Origin of the sequence: Streptomyces sp. NPDC003720, assembly GCF_042875075.1 — a bacterium.
Classification (GTDB): domain Bacteria; phylum Actinomycetota; class Actinomycetes; order Streptomycetales; family Streptomycetaceae; genus Streptomyces.
Genome location: NZ_JBIANZ010000002.1, coordinates 512,165 through 534,378, shown reverse-complemented (window position 1 = coordinate 534,378; position 22,214 = coordinate 512,165). Strand labels below are relative to the sequence as shown.

The 22,214-nt window shown below is 69.5% G+C and carries 21 protein-coding genes and 4 pseudogenes; 14 read left to right on the top strand and 11 right to left on the bottom strand.

Going from position 1 to position 22,214, the window contains the following annotated elements:
* Positions 1-401: 401 nt before the first annotated feature.
* Complete coding sequence (locus ACFYU0_RS07995; RefSeq protein ID WP_389298937.1) at positions 402-932, top strand: GNAT family N-acetyltransferase; 531 nt, start codon at positions 402-404, stop codon at positions 930-932.
* 321 nt (positions 933-1,253) lie between these two features.
* Positions 1,254-1,633 (top strand): annotated as a pseudogene (locus tag ACFYU0_RS07990) (transposase); the annotation flags it as partial.
* 249 nt (positions 1,634-1,882) lie between these two features.
* Here ACFYU0_RS07990 and ACFYU0_RS07985 read toward each other — a convergent pair.
* A complete protein-coding gene (locus ACFYU0_RS07985; protein ID WP_389298620.1) occupies positions 1,883-2,530 on the bottom strand; it encodes a winged helix-turn-helix transcriptional regulator in 648 nt (215 codons plus the stop codon).
* A 108-nt stretch (positions 2,531-2,638) separates the two neighbouring features.
* On the opposite strand from ACFYU0_RS07985, the gene ACFYU0_RS07980 reads away from it, so the two are divergent.
* From ACFYU0_RS07980 to ACFYU0_RS07965, 4 genes are all read left to right on the top strand, one after another.
* On the top strand, positions 2,639-2,923 hold the full coding sequence (locus tag ACFYU0_RS07980) for a hypothetical protein (protein WP_389298618.1): 285 nt from the start codon (positions 2,639-2,641) through the stop codon (positions 2,921-2,923).
* 9 nt (positions 2,924-2,932) lie between these two features.
* Entirely contained in the window at positions 2,933-3,241 is a 309-nt protein-coding gene (locus ACFYU0_RS07975; protein ID WP_389298935.1) for a dihydrofolate reductase family protein, read from the top strand.
* Between the two features lies 1 nt (position 3,242).
* On the top strand, positions 3,243-3,908 hold the full coding sequence (locus tag ACFYU0_RS07970) for a DUF998 domain-containing protein (RefSeq protein WP_351667014.1): 666 nt from the start codon (positions 3,243-3,245) through the stop codon (positions 3,906-3,908).
* 65 nt (positions 3,909-3,973) lie between these two features.
* Entirely contained in the window at positions 3,974-4,183 is a 210-nt protein-coding gene (locus tag ACFYU0_RS07965; protein WP_389298616.1) for a DUF4287 domain-containing protein, read from the top strand.
* 79 nt (positions 4,184-4,262) lie between these two features.
* On the opposite strand, the gene ACFYU0_RS07960 is transcribed toward ACFYU0_RS07965, so the two are convergent.
* On the bottom strand, positions 4,263-4,847 hold the full coding sequence (locus tag ACFYU0_RS07960; RefSeq protein WP_389298614.1) for an SDR family oxidoreductase: 585 nt from the start codon (positions 4,845-4,847) through the stop codon (positions 4,263-4,265).
* 9 nt (positions 4,848-4,856) lie between these two features.
* On the opposite strand from ACFYU0_RS07960, the pseudogene ACFYU0_RS07955 reads away from it, so the two are divergent.
* A pseudogene (locus ACFYU0_RS07955) lies at positions 4,857-5,039 on the top strand (IS630 family transposase); the annotation flags it as partial.
* Positions 5,040-5,067: 28 nt separating this feature from the next.
* Here ACFYU0_RS07955 and ACFYU0_RS07950 read toward each other — a convergent pair.
* Positions 5,068-5,940 carry an SDR family oxidoreductase gene (locus ACFYU0_RS07950; RefSeq protein ID WP_351667016.1) on the bottom strand — a complete coding sequence of 291 codons (873 nt, stop codon included), beginning with the start codon at positions 5,938-5,940 and terminating at the stop codon, positions 5,068-5,070.
* 144 nt (positions 5,941-6,084) lie between these two features.
* Between ACFYU0_RS07950 and ACFYU0_RS07945 the strand changes: the two genes are divergently transcribed.
* Positions 6,085-6,489 carry a winged helix-turn-helix transcriptional regulator gene (locus tag ACFYU0_RS07945; protein ID WP_389298611.1) on the top strand — a complete coding sequence of 135 codons (405 nt, stop codon included), beginning with the start codon at positions 6,085-6,087 and terminating at the stop codon, positions 6,487-6,489.
* 500 nt (positions 6,490-6,989) lie between these two features.
* On the opposite strand, the gene ACFYU0_RS07940 is transcribed toward ACFYU0_RS07945, so the two are convergent.
* Positions 6,990-7,586 (bottom strand): SRPBCC family protein, encoded by a 597-nt coding sequence (locus tag ACFYU0_RS07940; RefSeq protein WP_389298609.1) that lies wholly within the window; start codon positions 7,584-7,586, stop codon positions 6,990-6,992.
* A gap of 101 nt (positions 7,587-7,687) precedes the next feature.
* The gene (locus ACFYU0_RS07935) at positions 7,688-8,719 is read right to left on the bottom strand and encodes a medium chain dehydrogenase/reductase family protein (RefSeq protein ID WP_389298607.1); all 1,032 of its coding nucleotides are present in this window, start codon (positions 8,717-8,719) and stop codon (positions 7,688-7,690) included.
* A gap of 178 nt (positions 8,720-8,897) precedes the next feature.
* Between ACFYU0_RS07935 and ACFYU0_RS07930 the strand changes: the two genes are divergently transcribed.
* Together ACFYU0_RS07930 and ACFYU0_RS07925 are read left to right on the top strand one after the other, a co-directional pair.
* Complete coding sequence (locus ACFYU0_RS07930) at positions 8,898-9,596, top strand: TetR/AcrR family transcriptional regulator (RefSeq protein WP_389298605.1); 699 nt, start codon at positions 8,898-8,900, stop codon at positions 9,594-9,596.
* A gap of 100 nt (positions 9,597-9,696) precedes the next feature.
* On the top strand, positions 9,697-10,119 hold the full coding sequence (locus ACFYU0_RS07925) for an SRPBCC family protein (protein ID WP_351667021.1): 423 nt from the start codon (positions 9,697-9,699) through the stop codon (positions 10,117-10,119).
* 248 nt (positions 10,120-10,367) lie between these two features.
* Here the strand turns inward: ACFYU0_RS07925 and ACFYU0_RS07920 are convergent.
* Positions 10,368-10,685, bottom strand: a pseudogene (locus tag ACFYU0_RS07920) (class I SAM-dependent methyltransferase); the annotation flags it as partial.
* 280 nt (positions 10,686-10,965) lie between these two features.
* Between ACFYU0_RS07920 and ACFYU0_RS07915 the strand changes: the two are divergent.
* The 3 genes from ACFYU0_RS07915 to ACFYU0_RS07905 all read left to right on the top strand — a co-directional run bounded on the left by ACFYU0_RS07915 (position 10,966) and on the right by ACFYU0_RS07905 (position 15,626).
* A complete protein-coding gene (locus ACFYU0_RS07915) occupies positions 10,966-11,760 on the top strand; it encodes an intradiol ring-cleavage dioxygenase (RefSeq protein ID WP_389298602.1) in 795 nt (264 codons plus the stop codon).
* 354 nt (positions 11,761-12,114) lie between these two features.
* A complete protein-coding gene (locus ACFYU0_RS07910; protein WP_389298600.1) occupies positions 12,115-14,361 on the top strand; it encodes an ATP-binding protein in 2,247 nt (748 codons plus the stop codon).
* Between the two features lie 932 nt (positions 14,362-15,293).
* On the top strand, positions 15,294-15,626 hold the full coding sequence (locus ACFYU0_RS07905; protein WP_389298598.1) for a hypothetical protein: 333 nt from the start codon (positions 15,294-15,296) through the stop codon (positions 15,624-15,626).
* Here ACFYU0_RS07905 and ACFYU0_RS07900 read toward each other — a convergent pair.
* Both ACFYU0_RS07900 and ACFYU0_RS07895 read right to left on the bottom strand, forming a co-directional pair.
* A complete protein-coding gene (locus ACFYU0_RS07900; protein ID WP_389298596.1) occupies positions 15,528-17,393 on the bottom strand; it encodes an ABC transporter ATP-binding protein in 1,866 nt (621 codons plus the stop codon). The genes ACFYU0_RS07905 and ACFYU0_RS07900 overlap by 99 nt on opposite strands.
* A 665-nt stretch (positions 17,394-18,058) precedes the next feature.
* A complete protein-coding gene (locus ACFYU0_RS07895; RefSeq protein ID WP_389298932.1) occupies positions 18,059-18,397 on the bottom strand; it encodes a tetratricopeptide repeat protein in 339 nt (112 codons plus the stop codon).
* Here ACFYU0_RS07895 and ACFYU0_RS07890 point away from each other — a divergent pair.
* Positions 18,372-18,653 (top strand): annotated as a pseudogene (locus ACFYU0_RS07890) (calcium-binding protein); the annotation flags it as partial. The gene ACFYU0_RS07895 and the pseudogene ACFYU0_RS07890 overlap by 26 nt on opposite strands.
* Positions 18,654-18,928: 275 nt before the next feature.
* Here the strand turns inward: ACFYU0_RS07890 and ACFYU0_RS07885 are convergent.
* The 3 genes from ACFYU0_RS07885 to ACFYU0_RS07875 all read right to left on the bottom strand — a co-directional run bounded on the left by ACFYU0_RS07885 (position 18,929) and on the right by ACFYU0_RS07875 (position 22,213).
* Positions 18,929-19,432 carry a hypothetical protein gene (locus tag ACFYU0_RS07885; RefSeq protein WP_389298594.1) on the bottom strand — a complete coding sequence of 168 codons (504 nt, stop codon included), beginning with the start codon at positions 19,430-19,432 and terminating at the stop codon, positions 18,929-18,931.
* A complete protein-coding gene (locus ACFYU0_RS07880; RefSeq protein ID WP_389298592.1) occupies positions 19,433-21,034 on the bottom strand; it encodes a hypothetical protein in 1,602 nt (533 codons plus the stop codon).
* A 426-nt stretch (positions 21,035-21,460) separates the two neighbouring features.
* Positions 21,461-22,213, bottom strand: a complete 753-nt coding sequence (locus tag ACFYU0_RS07875; protein WP_389298590.1) for a hypothetical protein — start codon at positions 22,211-22,213, stop codon at positions 21,461-21,463.
* Position 22,214: the final 1 nt, after the last annotated feature.

The window sequence follows — 22,214 nt, the reverse complement described above, 5'->3', positions numbered from 1 at the left end:
ACATCAGCCTCGGCCCTGGCCTCGCAATCGGCCGTGACTGCCGGATCGCGAGCGGCGTCACCCTTGCCGGACCCACCATCCCTGCTCACAGCGCCATCACTGCCCCGCACACCGCCGAAGCCCACGTTCGGCAGCGCCCCGCTGGGCGTAACCCCCCGGCTCCGGAGGCTGCAAGCAAAGACTTTCCTGGGCAGGTGAACACTTGACCCGCCCCGCGGACGGTCACGGTCCCGGGTGCCTCTAGCGGGGCCATCGGGCAGTGTTCCCTGAGCTCAGGTCGCGGAAGGCTCGTCAGCGATGAGGTACAAGGGCTGGTCGGGGGTGAGGGTGGCAAGATCGACGGAAGAAACGGGGTGACGGGGTGCCAGTGATCGGGCGAGACTCCGGTCGTGCGTGATCACATGGAGACATCATCCGGACTACTGCTGCGTCGCTGGTGCGGGCTGGACGCCCGCGCGGTGATGAGCGCGTTTGCAGATCCTCTGATGCGTGGGCAGTCCGCAGAGGCCATCGACTCGGAGGCCGCTGCAGAGCAGTGGATCCTCAGGTGGACAGAGCGATGGGACACGGGCTCGGCGCATGCCTTCGCCGTGGTTGACGGCGACGGCGGCATCCTCGGGCACGTTGCCGTTGGCGCCGTCGATCGGCGCCATGCCGTCGGGTGGGTCTCGTACTGGACAACGGTCGCAGCCCGGAGGCGGGGCGTCGCCTCGCAGGCATGCCGAGCTCTGGCGCGGTGGGCGTTCGATGACGCTGGGCTGTTCCGCCTCGAACTAGGGCACCGGGTCAACAACCCGGCGTCCTGCCGGGTCGCTGCGGCCGCTGGCTTCGCGGTGGAAGGGCTCCAACGGCAGAAGCTCGAATACGACGGTATTCGCTATGACGTAGAGCTCCACGCGAGGTTGGCGAGCGATCCACCGCCTCAGGGCTGAAGCTCAGCAGTTCAGCAATGTCGCCTTCGGCCTGGAGAGCCCATCAGCGCTTGCTCCGTCCTCGGCGCGGAGAAGCGCTGCGATCGCGGCCCGCTTTTGTCCGTCGATGACAAGGCTGCGTGCCTGCACCACCCCGAGCAGTACCCGCTCGCGAGGCGTCGCGAGGGTATACCGCTCACGCTCCACGGAAGCCGTGGCGGGGACGACGGCTGCCCGCGAGTGGCCGATGTCCGTTGCCTGGTGAGCCACTGCCCGCAGGATGTGGCCGGGAGGGGCGCGTCGTCGGCTTCCGCCGCGGCCTGAGCGCCTGCTCACCGCCACCTGACCGGCGGGAATCACTAACGACGTCCCCCAGCTCATCCCGCTGCTCGAAGCCGTTCCGCCAGTGCGCGGCAAGCGTGGCCGGCCCCGGCGCCGCCCGAACATCGTGCTCGGTGACCGCGGTTACGGCCACGACAAGTACCGCCACCTCGTCTGGGCGCTCGGCGTGAAGCCGGAGATCGCCTGCGGCACCGAGCGCGGCTCGGTGCCCGGCACCCAACGCTGTGTCGTGGAGCGCGCCTTCGCTCACCTGCACTGGTTCCGTCGCCTGCGGATCCACCTGAGAGGTCCGCGCCGACATCCACGGGGCCTCCCTGACCCCCGGATGCGCGCTGATCGGCTGGCGTCGACTGGGTCGGCTCGGTCGCAGCTGTCCGTGATGGGACGACGAAACGCCGACCGCCTACTTCGACGGCGGCTGACGGACGCGCTCCAGGCGCCTGCGCAGCTCTGCAACCCGGCCGGCTCCAGGTCGAAGGCGAACCGTTGGACCGAGCTGGAGCCATACAGGCCTGCTGCCCCGTGCAGTAGGTCAGCGAGAGCGTTTGTGCAGTAGCTGACATGATCATTGCGTTCCGAAGATCCGTCCGCGATGCGGCACGTTGCCCAACCGGCTCCGCCCAGTTCCCTCAGAAGCGGAACAGCTCGGCGAACCGACGGAGAAGGACAGGATCGCCCTCAACGCGCACGCTGCCGTCGGAGAGTACTTCGTCGGGGGCCTTGCTGCCGCTCATCAGCTCGCGGACCGGGTGTCCGGATAGGCGCTCGACCACGAGGTCAGGAGCAGGGTGTGCGCCGAGGCCTACGGTCAGCACACCGCCTGTGATCTGGAGGTTGATGGTGAACTCACCCAGGCGGACCTCAAACCCGACGGTGGCACCCTGGGCCGCTTCCGGCCGGTAGGCGGTGCGGAAGGACATGGCCACCGATTCGGCGGTGATGACTTCGCCGGGGCGCGGCTCGGTCATCGTTCGGGCTCCCCAGCGGCCCAGTGCAATGAGAGCCGGTTCCAGGTCACGCCCACAGTCGGTGAGTTCATAGACGACCGCGCGCTCAGGGTGCGGCAGTGCTCGGCGGATGGCCAGTCCGGACTCTTCAAGCTGCTTGAGACGGGTCGAAAGGATGTTGGTGGGGATCGCGGGCAGGCCGTTGCGAAGGTCCGTGTATCGCTGGGGTCCGCTGAGCAGATTGCGGACGATCAACACCGCCCACCGTTCACCAAGCACTTCCATTGCCCGGGCCAGTCCACAGAACTGTCCGTACTCACGAGTCGCCATGATGCAGATGGTAACTCAAGATTCCCTTGACAAAGCATGCTTGCAAAGAACAAGCTCACTTCACATTCGGTTGTCCGCGAGTCCCAGACTCATCCGAGGAGTGATCGCATGACCGCAGCACGCAAGATCGTGGCCGGGCTGTTCGTCTCGATGGACGGCGTCGTAGAAGGCCCGGAGAGGTGGGGTATGCCCTACAACACCGGCGAGGCGGCCGAAGCAGTTACGCGGCTGTTCGACGACGGCGACGCCCGGCCTGCTGGGCCGCAGCACCCACCAGCTGTGGAGCTCCCCTTCCCGCAAGTCACCAGCGAGCAGCTGCCCACCGCCGACTGGCTGAATGTCGTGCCGAGGTACGTCGTCTCCTCCACCCTCACCGACGTCGGCGAGTGGTAGGGCAGCCGCCTGATCACGGGCGAAGACATCGCCGGCCAGACCCGAGCCCTCAAGCACCAGCCCGGCGGCAACATCAAGGTCGGCGGCAGCATCACCCTCGTCCAGTGGCTCATGAGCAACGGCCTGCTGGACGACCTCTACCTGCAGATCGCCCCGGTCATCGCCGGCACCAGCCGCACGGCGACAGATCCCCATGCACCTAGCGGCCACCCGCGCCTTCGCCAACCGCGTCATCGAAGCCCACTACACCCCCCAGCCCCGCTGACCCGCCCCACACCATTCCGTCCGCCCGCAACGACGACCAGGAAAGAACTTTGAAATGTCCCAGACACTCAAACCCCCGGCGGCCCTCAGCATGAGCCCGGCCCGCCCGGCGCCACGACTCCTTTCGGCCGCCGGCATCGCAGCGGGCCCGCTCTTCCTCGCCACCGGCCTGGCCCAGGGCCTGACCCGGCCCGGATTCGACTTCACCCGCAACGCTCTCAGCCAGCTCAGCCTCGGCGCCCTCGGCTGGATCCAGGTCACCGTCTTCCTACTCACCGGCCTGTTGGTCATCGGCGGTGCGATCGCGATACGCCAGACGCTGCGCGATAGGCCGGGGGGCACTTGGGCACCCCGACTGCTCGCTGTGTTCGGCACCTCGTTCCTTCTCGCGGGGGTCTTCAGCGCAGACCCAGGGGCCGGATTCCCCGCCGGTGCCCCCGAGGACCGGGCCACCTCGCTGAGTGCACACGGCACCGTCCACATGCTCAGCGGCGCCGTTGGCTACCTCGCGCTGTGCGCCGCGTTCCTCGTACTCGCACGGCACTTCGCCGCCGACCGACAGCGCGGCTGGGCGCTCGCCGTCCGCCTCGTGCCGGTCGGCGTTCTGGCCGGATTCGCCGCCTCCGCCACCACCGCCGCGGCTTTCACCGCCGGAGCGGGACTAGGCCTGCTCGCACTCAGCGCCGTTACCGCTCGCCTAGCCGTGCCCAAGTGCCGGTAGCGGCCCTGTACCGCCGTCACATAAACCGCACCAGAACCGTCGCCAACCGACAGGAGCCTTCCCTCATGACGTCACCGGCCAAAGGTCCAGCCAGCTACTTTCCCGCGATCGAGAGGAAGTACGGCCGCCCGATAGAGGAGTGGCGTGATCTCATCCGCACCTCACCGCTGACCAAGCACATGGAACTCGTCGCCTGGCTCAAGGCCGAACACGGCCTAGGCCACGGTCACGCCAACGCACTGGTCTCGCACACACTGGCCAGCAACAACAGGTGATGCACTCCACCTCGCGGGCATTCACATCTGGACCCGACACTGACCGAAGAGACGCGAATGAACCGTGCCCCCTGGCGCGTCATCGGCGAGCGTCCGCGAGCCACTCGTCGAAGGTGGTTGGCGCGATGCGGGCGCCCTCGCCGGGCAGAAGGACGTTGCCGGCCATCTCTGGCCCCAGGAGCGAGGACCATGTCGGGATCAACTTGACCGTGAGCCCGCGGGCATCGCTCGTGCGGCGGGCCATGTCCACCAGATCCTGCGGTTCCGGGCCGGCGACGTCGCGGTAGCGCCCCTGCGGTGCGTCCGTGGCGATCTCGGCGAGGATGTCGGCCACGTCCGCGGGCGCGATTGGCTGAACGAGTAGCGGCGGGATCGGGGCGACGCCGTCCTGCTCGGTCCAACTGGTCACCGTGGCGGCGAAGTCGTGGAACTGGGTGAAGGGAACGATCGTCCACGGCACCGGGCCCTGGGCCACGAGGCGCTCCTGCTCACGCTTACCGGCATAGTGGGCGTTGCCTTCGATACGGTCGATGCCGACGATCGAGAGCAGTACATGGTGACGGACACCGGCCCGTTTCTCGGCGGCAAGCAGGTTGCGGGCGGCGGTACCGAAGCGCGCCACCGCGTCGTCCGGATCGGCCGCCTCGTAGCTCGTAGTGTCCACGACGGCGTCGACGCCCCTCAGGTCGAGGGGATCTGGTCCCTCCTGCGACGCGGCTGGCTCTCCAACGTCGCGTTCAGTACCCCCGAACACCTCGTCCAGCGCATCCGGCGCGGCCTACGGCACATCCAGTACCGCAGCGAACTCATAGACGGCTGCCTCGCCGAGACCGGCCTGACGATCAGACCCACCTGAGCAACCCGGCCACATCACAAGTTCAACCTCAGTCATGCAGGGCGGCCGCGAGTGCCTCGGCCAAGGTCACGGGCGGGCGGCCGATCAGGCGGCGCAAGTCGCCAGAGTCGGTGTACATCTCGCCGCGGTTCATACCGCGGTCAGCGTCAGCGAGGACCTCCGCCAGCTCGGCGGGTAGGCCCGCGGAGGCCAGTACCTGGGCGAAGTCGGCCACCGGGAGGTCAGCATAAGTGACCTGCTTTCCGGCCGCAGCGGAGATCGCGGCGGCGAGCTCAGTCAGGGTGAAGGATTCGTCGCCGCCGAGCTCGTACACGGCGCCGGTGTGGCCTTCAGCGGTGAGGACGACCGCTGCGGCCTCGGCGTAGTCGGCGCGGGACGCGGCGCTGATCCGCCCCTCGCCTGCGGCGCCGACGACCGCGCCGTTCTGCAGGATCTGCGGCAGTTGGCTGGTGTAATTCTCCAGGTACCAGCCGTTGCGCAGCAGCACGCTGGGGATTCCGCGGTCCCGCAGATACGCCTCGGTCTCGCCGTGCGTGGCACCGATGACGGTGGTGGCCGTGTCCGCGTGCGTCGTGCTCGTGTACGCCACTAGCGACACGCCTGCGGACGCCGCGGCGTCGATCACGCGGCGGTGGTTGGCGACCCGCTCGCCCACGGGGACCGAGGCCGAGATCAGCAGCAGCCTTTCCGCTCCCGCGAATGCCTCGGCCAGGCCGTCGGTGTCCGCGAAGTCGGCGCGGCGTACCGTGATGCCTCGGTCGGCCAAATCCTTGATCCCGGCGATGTCCCGGCCGGTCGCGATGATGTCCGCGGCCGGGATCCCGCGCCGCAGCAGTGCCTCGACGGTGAGCCTGCCCAGCTGGCCGGTGGCTCCGGTGACGACGATCGGCATGATGGTCATTCCTTCCTTCCGCGCGTGCCTCGCACGCCTGCCGCGGTCCGTCCGCCGCGGGATGGAATACAGAATGACCTGGACACTCTCTGTTGGGGAGTAGCCACTTCTTGGTAGGGTACTTACCGCAGCGAAAGCATTGAGGTGAGCCGTATGGATGCTGTCGAGAATGTGACCGGGCCCATTCCGTCATTCGATCCGTACGAGCGCGGCTGCCCGTCGCGGGACCTGCTCGACCAGATCGGCAGCAAGTGGGCGGTCCTCGTGCTCGGCGAACTCGGCCGGACCGGGACCTCCCGGTTCGGCCAGCTCCGGCAGGCGCTGGCGGGCGTGAGCGAGAAGATGCTCACCCAGACGCTGCGCACCCTCGAACGCGACGGGCTGGTCAGCCGGACCGTCTACCCAGAGGTGCCGCCGCACGTGGAGTATGAGCTGACCGCGCTCGGCCAGACGCTACGGGAACCGCTGAAGGCGCTCACGGAGTGGTCCGTGCTGCACATCGAAGAAGTCATCACCGCCCGCGAAGAGTACGACGACCGCACTGAGCGCACCAGGTAATCAGCGGCGGCCAGCGGTCTGGTCATAGACGGCCGCCTCGCCGAGACCGGCCCGACAATCAGACCCACTTATGCCACCCGGCGACATCACGAGTTCAACCTCAGTTAGTCATTCGGGGTGCTCCTCCGACTCAGGCGCAGCCGAGCAGACGCGGCCCCTGGCGTCCAGCTGGTCTCGTGCAGCGGCGAACCGGACTGGACGAGCCCGGTGTCCCTGCGGTCACCAGACCACCGACATCTTGGGGGTCACCCAGGGTCTGGGGCCGTGCTCGACCTGATGAGGCCAGATCGCAACGCCACCCTCCGGTACGGGCGCCGTGCGCACACCATCGGCCGGCGCCCGTCGCCTTGACTCAGTCACAGGCTCCGCGGCCCTACTGACGCCCTCATGTAGTTGATCGCTTCTACATCCGCGCCCCGTCTCTCTCCGGCTGGGCAGGCGAGGGCGCGGGCTTGGGAGGGCGCTTCCGGAGCGGCTTGTGCTCGGGAAGGGCGGGAGGGTTACTTGCCGACCTGGCTTTCCGCTTGGTGCTTGAGGTTGTTGACCCAGTTGTGGAGGGAGTTGTCCAGGGCAGTCTGCAGGGTGTCCTTGTTGGCGGTGACGGGGTCGCCGGTCCAGGATTCCTCGGTGTGGACGAGGACGCCGTCGGCGGCGGGGGTGAAGGTCCATACGTGGATGGCGGTGATGCCCTGGGCGGGGCCGCCCCAGGCCAGGCGCTTGCCGTAGTCGACCTGCTTGACGGTCGAGGTGATGTTCAGTCCTTCGGTGGTCCAGCGGAAGACGGAGCCGGGGCGCAGGCGTCCGGGGGTGTCTTTGGCGACGACGTCGACGTTGGGCTGCCAGGTGGGCCAGTTCTCGACGTTGGTCTGGATCTTCCAAATGGTGTGCAGGGGGGCGTGGATGAGGATGTCGTCGCGGCTGATGACCGGGGCGCTGGCGTCGATCTGCACGTCGTCGGTGTGAGTGGCGGTGCCGGCCGTGATGGTGGTGGCGGTGGTGGTGGGCGGGTCGTCGTTGAGAGCGTGGGCGGTGCCGGTGGCGAGGAGGACAGCGCCGGCCGTGGCGGCGGCGAACTTCGTTGCGGTGAGGATGCGCATGGTGGGGCCTTTCATCACGTGTGGCGGTGGTTGTCTGCTGGCAGCGGACCGGGCCGGGCAAGGGAGTGGGTGTAGTTACGGGGCGCCTGAGGCGGATCGCGTCAGGCGTGCAGGACGACCTTTCCTGCAACGGTGCCGGACTCGGCCAGCCGCATCGCCTCGGCGGCCCGGGTGAGGGGTAGTTCGGCGGCGATGTGGGCGGTGATCTCGCCGCGCCGGAGGGCTTCGAAGACCTCGGTGAGGTCGGTGCGCAGCCGGGCGCGGAAACGGCTGCGGTTCAGGGCTCGGCCGGCCCAGACGTTGAAGAAGTAGGCGCGGCGGCGGTTGGGCAGGGCGTTCCACAGCCAGACCCGACCGAGGAGCTTGAGGACGGGCCACTGCTTGGAGCCCTCGTCGTCGCGGGTGGAGGCGCTGCCGTAGGAGACGAGGGTGCCGCCGGGCGCGAGCAGGCGCCAGGAGTCGATGATGCCGCGGCCGCCGACGTGATCGAAGACGGCGTCCACGCCGCGCGGGGCGAGCTCGCGGACGCGAGCGGGGATGTCCTCGCTGCGATAGTCGATCGGGCTCACCCCCCGCTCCCGCAGGGCAGCGTGGTGGCGCACGGACGCGGTGCCGATCACCTTCGCTCCCGCGGCCTGCGCGAGCTGGACGAGCACGGAGCCGACGCCGCCGTTGGCGCCGTGCACGAGAACCGTCTGCCCGGCGCGGACGCGGGCCTTGCGGTGCAGCATCTGCCAGGCCGTGATGCCGTTGATCACCACGGTCTCGGCCTCGGCGGCGCTGATCCCCTCCGGGACCGGTACGACGTCGGCGGCGTCGACGACCACGTGGCTGGCCCAGCCGCCGACCTTCAGCAGTACGGCCACCCGGCTGCCGGCAAGCGCGGGGGCGACGCCGTCCCCGGTCTGCGCGACGGTGCCGACCAGGTCGTAACCGGGGACGAAGGGGAAGGGCGGCTGGTCGTAGTAACGGCCGCGGCGCATCTGCTGCTCGGCGAAGGAGACACCGGTCGCCTCCATGCGGATGACGACCTGCCCCGGCCCGGCACTGGGGACGGCACCCTGCCGCACCTGCAGTTCCTCCGGCTCGACCTTGCCCGGCAGTACGACCTCGATCATTTCTGCGGCGTTCATGGCGACCTCCATCGACTCCACCAACTTCGTTAGCGGCTGGTGCGTTCGTTAGAAGTTATAACTGGATCGCGCAGTGACAGTCAAGCGCGTTCGTAATAGGGTCTAACTCAGAGCGGGCGGGCAGCCGCTCACCCGGACTACGAAAAGCCGGCGAACACGACAGGGAAGGGATGAGCACATGGCCATCGCGGGCAAGGACACCCCACGCGAGCGCTACCGCGCCCAGCTACGCGCCGAGATCAAGCAGCACGCCTGGGAACAGATCGCCGCCGCCGGAGCGCCCGGGTTGTCCTTGAACGCCATCGCCAAACAGATGGGCATGAGCGGCCCCGCGCTCTACCGGTACTTCGCCAGCCGCGACGAGCTGATCACCGAACTGATCCGCGACGCCTACCGCAGCCTCGCCGACACCATCCGCGCTACCGCCGACTCCGGCGCAGACCTGGCCGGACTGGGACACGCCCTGCGCGCCTGGGCCCTGGACGACCCCCAGCGCTACTTCCTCATCTACGGCACACCCGTCCCCGGCTACCACGCCCCCGACGACATCACCACGATCGCCTCCGAGATCATGGACGCCCTCCTCAACGCCGCCACCGGCGGCACCCCCGCCGACACCCCGGACGACGCCCCCTTGGAGGCCCACCTCGCCGAGCACCGCGAGTGGGCAGCCGACCACCCCGCACCCCCCTCCGCCCTGCGCCGCGCCCTGCTCTTCTGGACCCGCCTGCACGGCATCCTGTCCCTGGAACTGGCAGGCCAATTCACCGGCATGGGGCTCGACCCGGCAGAGCTGTACATCAGCGAATTGCGCCACCTGACCTGTACCGATCTCTGCAAAGCTACGGACCAGGAGGTCGCTGACATCCACGGCTGACAGGGAGGCTCGGTTTCTCCCGCCGGACCTCTGCTCGGACTGTGGGGGGCGCAGTACTGTGCGGAGCGCAAAGTGCCGGAAGACGCGGAGGTGTTGATCGATGCAGTGGATGACCCGGGTCGATGTCGAAGCGTCGCCGGAAGCTTTGTGGCGGGTCGTCGCGGAGGTGGAACGCTGGCCGGAGTTCATCGTCACCATGCGGCGCGTCGAGCGCCTCGACGGCAAGGAGCCGGGGCCGGGCTCGCTGGTGCGCATCGCCCAACCACGCATGCCGGTGCTGACGTGGCGGATCACCGAATGGACACCCGGCCGGTCCTTCAGCTGGCAGTCCGCGTCCGGCGGTGTGACGACGACCGGCACACATGTCGTCGCCCCCAGAGGCCACGGGAGCACCCTGACCCTGGGCATCGACCAAACCGGGTTCGCAGCACCACTCGTAGGCCTGCTGACGGGCTGGCAGACGCGACGATACGTCGAGGTCGAGGCGACGAGCCTGAGGTCGCGTGCCGAGGCATCGGGCTGACGCAGTTCGGGTGCCGCCTTCTCGCCCCAGCCGGTGGCCCGGGCACCGGCCCGTGCTCCCAGTGGGTGCCCGAAGGGCGGCCGGGACAGCCTGCGGATCTGGCGGCAGCGGTGGAGACCAAGGCGGGCGAGGAGTGGCGTGCGTTGCTACTTCTGCCGTCGCGGCATGCTTGCTCGTACGAGCTCTTATGGCTTCGTAATGGTGCCCTTCCAACCGGGCCCTCACTTCAGCGACGGGCAGGTGGCTGCCGGAAAGAACATCACGCCGAACTGGCAGACCACCAGGTCGAAGCCTCCGTCCGAGAACGGCAGCCGCTGCGCGTCGGCCTGCCGCCACTCCGCGCCTGGGGCGCGGGCCGACCCGAAGACGACCACGGCCTCATTCAGGTCAGTGGCCGTCACGCCGGCCGACGGTGCTGCGGCGAGTAGGCTCGACGTCAACACGCCTGTTCCCGCAGCCAGTTCGAGAATGCGCCGAGGGTGGGGTGCCGCCGCCCTCGCGGTCAGGTCCGCGGCGAAGGGCCGGAAGACCACGGGCACGAGGTACTGCTCATAGGCCGCTGGCATGGACTCGGGCCACCGCTGGTCGGCGTTGATTCCCGTCACCCTTATGACGGAAGTGCACCCGGAGGCCCCCTGTTCCGCCGCGCCGCCCTGCACCCCGGAGCCGGCCCTGCCTGACAAGTCGGCAGGGCAATCGTTCTCCGACGCGGCACTACCGACAGCTTTGCGCGGGGGATGAACTTGCCTGGACCCCCTGAACGACCTGCACGGGTTTCGTAACGCGTCCAATCTCGTCGCTCGCCTGAGCGATCCGGTGGAACGTCGTGTGCGCCATGGTCGCTGCATGACTGATACCCCCCACCACAACGCCACGGACCCGCAGTGCGCCCCCGAGCCGGCCACCCGCAGGTCCGTCATCGCCGCCCTCGGCGCCACCGCGCTCGGCGTGGCCGCGGCTGGACTCGCCGCCACGCAGACCGCGGCGGCGGCGCCCCCGAGCGCGGACCGGTCCGCTCCCCCGCTCGCTGCGGCGTGCGTCCTCACGCCCGAGCAGACCGAGGGCCCCTACTACCTGGACCTGGAGCGAGTCCGCAAGGACATCACCGAGGGCAAGGCCGGCGTTCCGCTGACCCTGCGCGTCACGGTCATAGACAGCACCACCTGCGCCACGCTGCCCAACACGGCAGTCGACATCTGGCACTGTGACGCGCTGGGAATCTACTCCGGCTACGTCGCCGGCGGATCCACCCCCGACACGACCTTCCTGCGCGGTGTGCAACTGACCGACGCGTCCGGGGTCGCGGAGTTCACCACCGTCTACCCGGGGTGGTACGTCGGCCGGGCCCTTCACATCCACGTCAAGACGCACGCGGGCGGCACCGTCTCCAACGGGACCTATCACGGAGGCCATGTCTCCCACACCGGCCAGCTCTACTTCCCGGAGACGTACAACGCCAGGGTCGCCGCCCTGTCGCCTTACCGGAACAACACGGCCTCGCGCACGCTCAACGCGAGGGACGGTATCTACCGCAACGGCGGTTCGGCCACCCTGTTGACCCTCACCCAGACGGGCAGTGACCTGGGCAAGGGCGTAACGGGGTCCGTCGTACTCGGGATCGACCCCACTGCCACACCCTGACGGTCACGAGGGAGCGGTGGCCGAGTCCGGCCGCCGCGCTCACTGCCCAGTCGTCTTGCATGGTTTCGGCGCGAGAACGTGCGGCCAGGAATCGGGGATGAGCCGGAGTCGAACGTGCGAGGTATGCGGTACGGCGCTGATTCCGAGGCCGCGGAGCGGCCGGCCGGCTCGGTACTGTTGCAACGCCTGCCGGCAACGGGCGTTCCGGCGTCGGACGGCAGCGCAGGATACCTTCCGGGCCAGGGTGCCGCGTCGGCCGCGGCCCCCACAGCAGCATCCGCCGCGGCGATCGCAGCAACCCGTGGCCGCGCCCTGCCGCCGGCGCTCGACTCCTTCGTCGGCCGGCGGCAGGAGTTGTCGGACCTGCGCGCGCTGCTCAGGAGCACACGGCTGCTCACGCTGACCGGAGCGGGCGGTGTGGGCAAGACGCGGCTGGCGCTGGAGTTCGCCCGCGGGATATCCAGCCGGTACGCCCGGCTCGACCTGGTGGAGCTCGACGCGCTGCGGGACGGCGCAACTCTGACGCAGTCCGTGGCCGCCGCGCTGGGCATGGGCGAACGGGCGGGCCCTACCGGCGTCGACGTCGTGGTCCGTGCCATCGGTGATGCCTCCCAGCTGCTGATTCTGGACAACTGCGAGCACCTCGCCGAGCCGTGCGCCAGGCTGGTCGTGACCCTGCTGGGCCGTTGCCCCCGGCTGCGGATCCTGGCCACGAGCCGTGAGGCATTGCGGGTGCCCGGGGAGACCGTGTTCCGGGTCGGCGAGCTGTCCCTGCCGCCGGCTGACGCCGGGAACGACGTGACGGCCCTGCAGCGGGCGGACTCGGTACGGCTGTTCGTGGAACGTGCCGCGCACCGCTCGCCCGGGTTTGCGCTGGACCGAACCAACGGCCCATTGGTCGCGGAGATCTGCCGACGGCTGGACGGCCTGACTCTCGCCGTAGAGCTAGCGGCCTGCCACATCGGCGCCTTCGCGCCGGGCGACATCCTCGCGGGCCTGGACGACCATGCGTCTCAGCTGGACCTCCTGGCCGGTGGCAGCAGGACCGGGCCCCGGCGGCACAGCACGCTCGCCACCGCCGTCGACTGGAGTCACCGGCTGCTGGATCCGGCGGAACAGGCCGTCTTCCGGCGCCTCGCGGTCCTCGCCGGAGGGTTCGATCTGGCCGCGGCGGGCTCGGTGTGCGCCGGCGGCGGCATCGGGCCGCAAGACGTCTTTCCCCTCCTGCGCGCGCTTGAGGCGAAGTCACTGATCTCACGGTTGCCCGGGGATACGGCACCCACCCGCTTCCGGCAGCTCGGTGTCATCCGCGCCTACGCCATGGAACGTCTGCGCGCATCCGGCGAGCTGGGCCCCACCCTGCGCAGCGCCCTCGCATGGCTCCACGAGGTGGCCGAGCGAGCTTGTGGGGATGTGTTCGCCGACCAGGCGAGCAGCCCGCTGACGGTGGAACGGGACAACCTCGCCTCGGTGCCGGCCCACGCCACCGGCCAGGACGAGACCACGCGGGTACGGCTGACCCTTGAACTGGCCCGGGTGCACTACCAGCAAGAGCAACCGTCAGCTGCGGGCGCACTGCTGACCGGACTGCTGCGAGAGCCCGGCGGTCAGGCACTGGGCGGGGAGGTGGCCGCGCTCGCCACACGGGTGGCCGCCCAGCAGGCCGACCCGCGCCGAGCACTGTCCCTGGGCGAGCGGGCGGTGAACCTGGAGCGGCAGCGTCACGTGCCCTCCGGACTCGCCAACGCACTCGACGCCAGGGCCGCGGCGTGGCTGTGTCGCGGCGAATTCACCGAGGCCGTCTCAGATCTGCGCGCGTGCCTGGACGTCGTCGCCCCGCTCGGCTCGCCCGAGGACGTCGCGTGGTGCACCCAGCACCTGGCCTGGGCTCTGCTCCAGGCGGGCGGGGAGCGCGAGGCCGACGAGCTGATGGCGGATTGCCTTCCGGTGCTCAGGGAGCAGGCGCCCTGGCCCCGGGTCGCGGCCGCGCTACACACAGCGGGCGCCGTACGGCTGGCTCTGGGGCAGATGGAGAGCGCCGAGGCACTGTTCACCGAGGTGCTGCGCATTGCCCCCGGGGGGAGCTTCCACGCGCTGTACCCCGTCGAGGGCCTGGCGCTGGTGGCTGCAGAGAGCGGTGACATGCAGCGCGCCCTGAGGTTGTGCGAGGCGAGTGCGCTGGCGCGACGCCTGCTGGACACCGAGCCCGAGGCGTCCTGGCGGCGCAGGACCGAGCAGGCGGCGGTCCGCGCCCGGACTGTGCTGCCGACGGCGGCGCGGGAGGCCGCGGTCGTCGGCGCTCACGAGCTGCGCGGGGACCGGCTCGTCGCCTACGCCCTGCGGACAGGCAGCGGTGAGCAGGTCCGGCGGGGGCTGGACACCATGGGGGCCGACGACGAGCGGTGGCGGCTGACCGCGAGGGAGTTCATGGTGGTCGAACTCGTCGCGGAGGGGCTGACGAACCGGCAGATCGCAAGTGAGCTCGGACTTTCGGCGCATACGGTCGCCACGCACCTGGACAAGGTGCGCGACAAGCTGGGTCTTCGCTCACGTACACAGATCGCTCTGTGGTTCGACCGGCCTCGGAGCTACAGGAGGTAGGACGGCGGCGCTTGTCACGGCGAACATCTCGTGTGACTTCCGCGTGCACGAGACGTACGGGTCCCTACCCGCTGGGTGGTCAGGACGGCGGGGCGGGCAGACGTCATCGTGGTGATTCGCCTTGGTGCGACCTGCCGCTCGGGGGTGCGGGGCTCGTCTGGCGGACAAGCTGCACGTCGACAGGCAGTGCAACTGCCAGCACTGTCCTGCCGGACAGCACGGGGGCGACGCGGTGTGCAGGCGTCGCGGTATCGGCGAGTCAAGCGCCTACCGCCTCCTCCCCGCCGAAGGCGTCACCGACGACACCGCCCTGGTCGTCTTCAGCCTGTGAGGGGGAAAGCTGGGGGGCTGACCAACTTCAGCGGCTCGCCGGCCTCGGCCTCGACCGGGCGCAGCAGTTGGCTGTCCGAGTCTCCGCGCTGACGGGCCTCGGCTTTACCTGCGGCTCGCCCGCCACCGCCCCGTCGTCGAGCACGAACCGGCAACCCTCGTCGTCGGTCACGACGCCGACCACCGGCCCCCGACGGTCGCCTACGCCACCGAGCCCGGGTACGACGCGGTCCGCTGCGGGCGTGGGTGTGCCGCGAGAGCGGCCGGTTCCTGGACGGCTGGTCCTAGCAGCACGCCGTGGCAGCCGGTGTGGGCGTGGTGGCGGCCGGCCCACTGGTTCCTGGTCCACCCGAGCCTGGACGGCGACTGCGGCCGGGGTCGACGACACCTTCGGTGGCGCGCGGCACGTGGTGCGCATCGCCGAGGGCGACCTGCCCGTGGGGCTCATCCACGCAGGCAGCAGGGGGTATCTGCGGGAGGTCTGCGGGAGATCGGTCTGCCCGCCTGGGGGATGTGCCACAGCGCTCAGTACGAGATCCACCCGCTGGACGCCTGCGCCCACCGGCGGAGGATGCCCTGCCGGACGAGAGCTGCCCGACGGGGTGGCCGCCGCCGACCTGATCGCCTTCGGCGCCACCGAGTACGGCGAGCTGTGCCTCCACCGTCACGACGGCACGGTGCGCATCCGCAGCCGCCTGACCCGCCATACCGACGAGGTACTGGTGCCGCTCGCCCCGGGCCTCGACGTCTTCACCCGCGCCCTGGAGGCCGTCGACCGCTACCGCAACGCCTGCTGGCACCCCTACCCGGTGGAGGGCGGTCAGACCCGGTCCGGCTCACTGCTCGCTCGGCGGACCGATGTCGACGACCGCCTGTATGCCCGGGGCTGCGGGCCCGGGGACCGGCTCGGCGCTCTCGCCGAGGAAGCCGCCTGACTGGTGCTGCCAGAGCTTGGCATAGGCACCGTGCGCCGCGAGCAACTCCTCATGGGTGCCCTGCTCGACGACGCTTCCGCGGTCGAGGACGACGAGACGGTCCATTCCGGCCACGGTACTCAGACGGTGGGCGACCACGAGGGCCGTACGCCCGTCCATCAACCGCCACAGGGCGTCCTGAACGAGGACCTCGCTCTCCGAGTCCAGCGCGCTGGTCGCCTCGTCGAGCAGCAGGATCGGGGCGTCGCGCAGGATGGCCCTGGCGAGAGCGACGCGCTGGCGCTGGCCGCCCGACAGTTTGACCCCCCGCTCCCCCACCAGGGTGCCGAAGCCGTTGGGGAGTTGGTCGGCGAACTCCGTGACGTGCGCGGCTGCGGCGGCGGCGTGGATCTCCTCGTCGGTGGCGCCGGGCCGGGCGAAGGCGATGTTGTCCCGCAGGCTGCGGTGGAACATGGCGGGTTCCTGCGGGACGTAGGCGATCAGTGAGCGCAAGTCGGTCTGGCGCAGCCGGCTGATGTCCTGCCCACCGATCAGGATGCGTCCGTCGGCGATGTCCGACATGCGCAGCAGGAGCCGGGTGAGTGTGGTCTTGCCGCCGCCGGACCTGCCGACCAGACCGATCCGTGCGCCTGCCGGCACGTCCAGGTCGAGCCCTTCAAAAATCGGCTTCGCGCCCGTGTGGGCGAAAGTCACCGCCTCGAACCGGATGCCGGTGTCCCGCGGTGCGAGCGGTTCGGGTTCCGTCAGGTCGAGCACGGTGGGCGGATCCAGCAGCAGCTCTGTGAACTGCGCGGCCTCGGTCATCGAGCTTTCCAGACGCCGGTAGATCTGGTTGAACTCGAACATGATCTGGGTCGCGTTGGAGTAGTAGGTGAACGCGACGACGACCTCCTCAACTCCTTGACCTGGGCCGCCGAAGGCAACGGCGATCAACAGGCCGAGCACGTTGGTCAGCACGGACAGGGGGGCGATCAGGGTGTCGACGCGCAGGTTGCCGTAGTCCCACGACCTCAGCGTCAGGCGCCGGGAGTCCGCGACACGGGTGCGGTGTTCGGCGGCCTCCCGCCGCTCGGCCGCGAACGCGCGGATGGTCTCCATGTTCATGAGGCTGTCGGCGACGTGCCCGGAGACCCGGGCGATCGCAGCCTCGCGGTCGTTGACGAGCCGCTGCCGGCGACGGATCAGAGGCGTCGCGGCCACCACCGTCGACGCGATCATTGCCAGAAGGCCGACGACGAGCATCGGCTCGTAGCTCCACAGCACCACGGCACCGAACACCAGGGGGACGAGGCTGCCCACAATTCGGTACGTCACCGTGTCGACGAAGTCTTCGAAGCGCTTGCCGAAACTCAGGACCCGTTTGGTCAGGGAGCCGGCGAAGTTGTCGTGGAAGAACGCCGCGTCCTTGGCGAGGAGTTCGTCCATGCCGCTCACGTACAGGTGTTCCATGCCCAGGGCGTCCACGCGGTTCAGGCAGTGCTGCCCGACCCGCCACACGGCCTCGGCGAGCAACAGCGTCACCCCGAAGCCCAGCACGTACGGCAGTGCCGAGCCGAGGGTGAGACCGCCGCCGCCGGCGGCCTGCCCGGCCAGTTTGGCGATCAGCAGCGGGGCGACGTAGCGAATGCCGATGTTGCCCACGGCCGGCAGCAGCAGGGCGGGCAGGGCCAGTCGTCGTAGTCGCAGCAGCTCCCGGCCGTAGCGGCGCAGTGCCAGAACGACCGCGCCCCTGCCCGGCGTCGGTCCTCGCGTGTTTGTCGTCGCCATCACACTCCCGGAGATTCGGAAGTCGGAAGTGTCCCGTCAGGGGAGGTCCCCAGTCCAGGCATTTAACGCGGAACGGCGAGAATCGGACACCGCTGCGTTCGCGTCACGTACTCCCTCAGTGGCCGTGACCGCCGTACTCGTCGTGCCACCTCGCGCCGGTCGTCGTCATCGTCGCCCCGGTTGCCGCGATGGTTGTCACCCATGGGTGGGAGGTCGACGGTGTAGCGGTAGATCACCGGCCCGGCAGGCGTCGCCGGGGTGGGGCCGTCGGCCGGGATGCCCTCGGTCTCCATGGCCAGCAGGCGCAGGGGGACCCTGGTGCCACTGTGCTGATGCCCCTTAACCCTTTCCTCGTTCATGACGCCAGCGCAATGCGTCTGGGTGCCCGGGTGTTCCTCGCGTTGTCGAGCCAAGCGGCAGCCACGCCGGACAGTAGCGACAAGCTGTACGTCGACAGGGAGTGCCACTTCCTGCAATCCCGCCCGGTAGCACGGGGACGAGGCGGTGTGCCGGCGTCGCGGTGTGGGCGAGTCGATCGCCGACCACCTGTATGTGAAGGGCGCGCCGCAGACATCCTTGGCGAAGCACGGGCGAGCGGCCAGCTTCTCCTATCCGACCTGATCGGCTCGGCCTGGACGTCGACCGCTGCAGAAGCTCGCCGCTTCCTATGCAGGAGTCGGTCGACGGTCGCAGGGTCTTGAGCATGATCCGACGTCGATACGATCGCGCGGCCGCCACTCGCCGACCTTGCTCATAACAGCATCGTCCCCTGCCTCTCCCTGCCACCGGGCGAGGTCGTTCCGGGAGCGGAGGGTGTGGGGGTGGTTCGGGCCCAATACCCGCATCCGGTCGGCCAGCAGTTCGGCGAAGGCGGCGGCGGCTCCGGCCGCATCGCCCGCCTCCCCCCACCACACGGCAAGGCCATGCTGGGAGACGGAGGCTTGGGGGCGGTCGGGGCCCAGTACTGTTCCAGCAGTCCCGGTGAAGAAGGGCAAGACCCTCACCGTCACCGGCGCCCTCACCCGGGCTAACCGGGAGTCGCTCAAGTACGGCGGTTACGGCTCCCAGGCGGTCAAGCTGCAGTTCCACAAGAAGAGTTCTAGCAGCTACACCACGCTGAAGACCGTCACGGCGGACTCCAAGGGCAACCTGAAGACGACGACCACCGCCAAGGAGGACGGCTACGTCCGCTTCTCCTTCGCGGGCAACTCGACCACCGCGGCTGTCAGCGCCACGGGCGACCACGTCGACCTGCAGTAGGTTCTCCGAGCCAACGGCCGCGCCACCGGTGGCGCGGCGGTTCGCTAGGCGGCGTCGCGTTCGGACAGGAAATGCGATCAGCACGGTGAACAGATGGTCCACCGCCACCTGCTGCCGGCTGTCCGACAATTGTCGCCAGTGGTGGATCCCGGCGCCGGGTAAGGCGTCCTCGAGGACGAGTGGGATGCACGTGAAGCTGCTTTCCTCACCCTTGCGGGCGAGTATCGGCCCCTTGCAGTTTCACCGGCCGGGAAGGGGACTCGGCCGGGCCGGGTTCAGGAGACGGCAGCCGTCAGGTACGTCAGGTACACCCCTCCCTCGCAGTCGGGCATCTTCCGCAGGGCCCAGCGGCCCCGGACGGTCTCGGTAAAGAAGTTGGACTCGGCGTCGTCCTCCTCTACTTCGCCCTCCTCGGGGATGTAGCCAGCTTTGGGCAGCTGCGTGTGCAGGAACGCCAGGGTGGTGTCGAAGCCGCCCCGTACGACGGTAGCGACGACGAGTCGGCCGCCGGTGCGGTGCTCCACCGAGGTCACAACCGCGCCGTCGGGCACCGGCAGGTTGTCCGGGAAGTCCTTGGGGAGCGGCAGTGAGGCTGCCGTGGGACAGCCGTGGGGCGCGGCACCGGCCGTGTTCCCGGCCGGCGGATCGGTTACCCGCTTCGCCTGGTACGGCGTCACCCCCGGGCGCTCGGCGTGTTTGCTCGCTGCCGAGCATCCGGTGACTGCGGCCAGGCTGAGGACGGCTCCTGCTAGTACGGCAGCCGAGAGCGGTGTTCCCATCTAGTGGCTTCCTCCGGGCTTCTTGTGCTTGCCGCTGACCATGGCGTCGTATGCTCCGTACAGCGTGTTGCCGGAGGACTGGCGGGCGATGGAGGCCAGCGCGTCGTAGTTCTGCGCTCCTCCGGTCGCGCAGGCGCCGGTGCAGCCGTCGGCGTAGGCGGCGAGCACGCGGCCCTGGGCGTCGGTGGTGACGTCGATGAAGTCCAGGAGATTGCGGTCCTTGCCGCAGGTGGTGCCGCCCGTGCAGATCGAACCCTTCTGGACGGGGTCGGTGGGGGTGGCGTCGGCGGTGACCCAGGACTGGCCGCTGTCGTAGGTGGTGGCCACGTAAAGGTGCCACACTCCCTGGAAGGCCGGGTCCTGGTAGTTGCCGCCCGTGGTGGTGCCAAGGAAGGCGAAGGCGGCGCGGTTGTCGTCGCCCGCGGTGACGGTGGGGAAGACGACGTTCTTGATGCCGAGGGCCGCGCCGACGTTCTGGTCGTACAGCCAGGTCTTGCCTTTGTCGTGGCTGACGGCGATACGCGGCGTGCCGTCGCTGTTCTGGTAGCCCATGTAGACAGTCCCGCCGGCTCCGATCCCCACGCTCGGGTCCGAGTCCCCGGCCGTGCTGGACGGGTTCTTGCGGACGGTCCACGTCAGCCCGTTGTCCTCGGAGACGGCCACGGCTTGATGGCCACCGCAACCCTTGTTGGGCACATATACCGTGCCGTCCGGGGCGACCTTCACATGCCCGTGCAGGCCACCGCAGTCCAGCAGCGAGTACATCGGAACGGCGGGCCCGTACGTCAAGCCGCCGTCCCGGCTGACCGCGCAGGAGGCATCAGCGATGTCCTGCGAGCAGTAGTAGACGGCGTTCGGGTATGACGTGAGGGCGCCTGGTCCGCCCGGGGCGAAGGGACCGCCACCGATGGTCTGGTGGTCCACACCGGAGTTGAGGCCCGAGCCGCCTGTCGGCGTCCACGTTTCACCGTCGTCGTCGGTGTAGCAGGTCAGCGCGGTCTTGCCGGCGAGCTGCGACTCGAAGGTGCGGTGGGTGACCGGGTCGGTGAACAGGATCGGGTCGAGGCTGGCGGTGCTGCCCTGGGGACAGCCGTTGGCCGTACTCGCGCTTTTGTCCTGCCATTTCGCGGCACCGGCACTGTCGTAGGTGACCTTGAGCGTCGAGGTGTACGCCTGGAACATCGCGGCGCCACTCGCACGGTCGACGCCGATCGAGGGTTCACCGGCGTTGTGCGCATCCGTGATGCCATCGGGTGCCCATGAGTTCGCGTACGTCGGCGGTGTGGCCGTACTCGGTGGTGGATCGACCGGAGCGGTGATCAGGCTTGCGGTGCCGGTGAAACTGTCGCCGAGCGGCGCGTACGGCACCACGCGCACGGTGTACGACGCCGACACCGCCGGAAGCAGCACGGTCTCGGGGTCGCTGGATGAGGCTGAGGCGGCCACCTCCCGGCCGTCCGCATCGAGGACGTACAGGTCGAAGTCTGCGGCGGAGTCCGGCCATCCGACGTCGATACGCAGGCCGTGACCGACGTCGTAGTCCGCGGGCACCGACACCTTCAGCGCGTAGTCGTCGCAGGGTTGCGCTGTCGCGCAGCTCACCGTCCCGGCAGTGCCAGAGACGTTCGGGACGGCGAAGGGCCCGGCAGTCCATGTGGTCGTGGGCGCGGTGTCGCTGACCGATCCGGAGGGCGGGGTGGCGGCGTCGGCGGCAGCACTCGCCAGGGTTGCGGCGACGAGCGCCAGCAACCCGACGGCGAGACGACCTCGTGATCTCGGGTGGTGGTGAAGACGGAGCGTGGAGAGCAGAGCCACAGGTACCTCGTGGGTTCGCGAGTCGGACGAAGGGTGGTGATGTGTGGCGGTAGGAATGACGCCTTCGTGTGCTCTACGGGGAGGCAGGCGGCGTCCGTCGCGAGAAAGCGAACTCTTCTCGAAAGAGGAGGAACGCCGCGCGGGGCCGCCATACCATTCGGGCCGCGCCCCACTCCCCTGTGCGGCTGCGCAACAGCACTTACGGAGGCTTGGTCAGAGGGCGTCGACGCCGCTCACCTTCCAGCCGTCGGAGGCGCGGGTGAGTGTCATACGCACCCGGTTGAGGTCTAGCCGGGGCTGTGGGACCTGAGTGCTTTGGGTGACCTGGTTGACGAAGAGCAGGACGACGGCCCGGTCCGACGTGGCCGACACGACGGACACCGCTGGGGCGCTGCCGTTCGCGGGTGTGGCCACGGTGGCTTTCACAACGCCGTGATACTTCGTCGCGGTCGGCGCGACGGCCGCCTTCGTGGTCTTGCCGTATTGGTCGCGGAAGTGCCCGGTCAGCAGGGCGCGGGCCCGGGAGAAGTCCCGGTCCAGGTGCCGGTAGTCGTACGACAGCACGACCGGTGCCGCCTTACGGGCGGCTGCCAGGGCCTCGCCGCGGGCCTGCTCCGTCTGTCGCTCCTGCAAGTACTGCCACCCGAGTACGGCGGCCGTAATCAGGGCTGCTACGAGGACGACGCTCGGCACTGCGGTGAGCACGCCCGGCAGGCCGGCCTTGCGCGGGCGCGCGCCGTCCTCTGGCTCAGCCTCGAACGACTCGGGCTCCGGCGGGTCCTCCAAGCCGTTCGTCGAGGGCTCGGCGAGCATGGTGCGCCCGGAGGGAGTCTGCTCTTCCTGGTGGGCGCCGCGCTCGGGGCGCACAGGCCGCCCGGCGCGCTTGGCTGCCGCGCGGGCGGCCGCAGTCATGGTGCGCCGGGCCGGTGAGCCGGTCCCCCGGGTGCGGGAGGTGGGGTTCGCCACG

Bases quoted from the DNA above. Each gene is read 5' to 3' on its own strand.
- ACFYU0_RS07970 (WP_351667014.1), top strand. From the start codon at position 3,243: ATGTCCCAGACACTCAAACCCCCGGCGGCCCTCAGCATGAGCCCGGCC.
- ACFYU0_RS07950 (WP_351667016.1), bottom strand. From the start codon at position 5,940: ATGACCATCATGCCGATCGTCGTCACCGGAGCCACCGGCCAGCTGGGC.
- ACFYU0_RS07900 (WP_389298596.1), bottom strand. From the start codon at position 17,393: ATGGCGACGACAAACACGCGAGGACCGACGCCGGGCAGGGGCGCGGTC.
- ACFYU0_RS07930 (WP_389298605.1), top strand. From the start codon at position 8,898: ATGGCCATCGCGGGCAAGGACACCCCACGCGAGCGCTACCGCGCCCAG.
- ACFYU0_RS07945 (WP_389298611.1), top strand. From the start codon at position 6,085: ATGGATGCTGTCGAGAATGTGACCGGGCCCATTCCGTCATTCGATCCG.
- ACFYU0_RS07885 (WP_389298594.1), bottom strand. From the start codon at position 19,432: ATGGGAACACCGCTCTCGGCTGCCGTACTAGCAGGAGCCGTCCTCAGC.
- ACFYU0_RS07995 (WP_389298937.1), top strand. From the start codon at position 402: ATGGAGACATCATCCGGACTACTGCTGCGTCGCTGGTGCGGGCTGGAC.
- ACFYU0_RS07935 (WP_389298607.1), bottom strand. From the start codon at position 8,719: ATGAACGCCGCAGAAATGATCGAGGTCGTACTGCCGGGCAAGGTCGAG.
- ACFYU0_RS07915 (WP_389298602.1), top strand. From the start codon at position 10,966: ATGACTGATACCCCCCACCACAACGCCACGGACCCGCAGTGCGCCCCC.
- ACFYU0_RS07965 (WP_389298616.1), top strand. From the start codon at position 3,974: ATGACGTCACCGGCCAAAGGTCCAGCCAGCTACTTTCCCGCGATCGAG.
- ACFYU0_RS07940 (WP_389298609.1), bottom strand. From the start codon at position 7,586: ATGCGCATCCTCACCGCAACGAAGTTCGCCGCCGCCACGGCCGGCGCT.
- ACFYU0_RS07980 (WP_389298618.1), top strand. From the start codon at position 2,639: ATGACCGCAGCACGCAAGATCGTGGCCGGGCTGTTCGTCTCGATGGAC.
- ACFYU0_RS07925 (WP_351667021.1), top strand. From the start codon at position 9,697: ATGCAGTGGATGACCCGGGTCGATGTCGAAGCGTCGCCGGAAGCTTTG.
- ACFYU0_RS07985 (WP_389298620.1), bottom strand. From the start codon at position 2,530: ATGGCGACTCGTGAGTACGGACAGTTCTGTGGACTGGCCCGGGCAATG.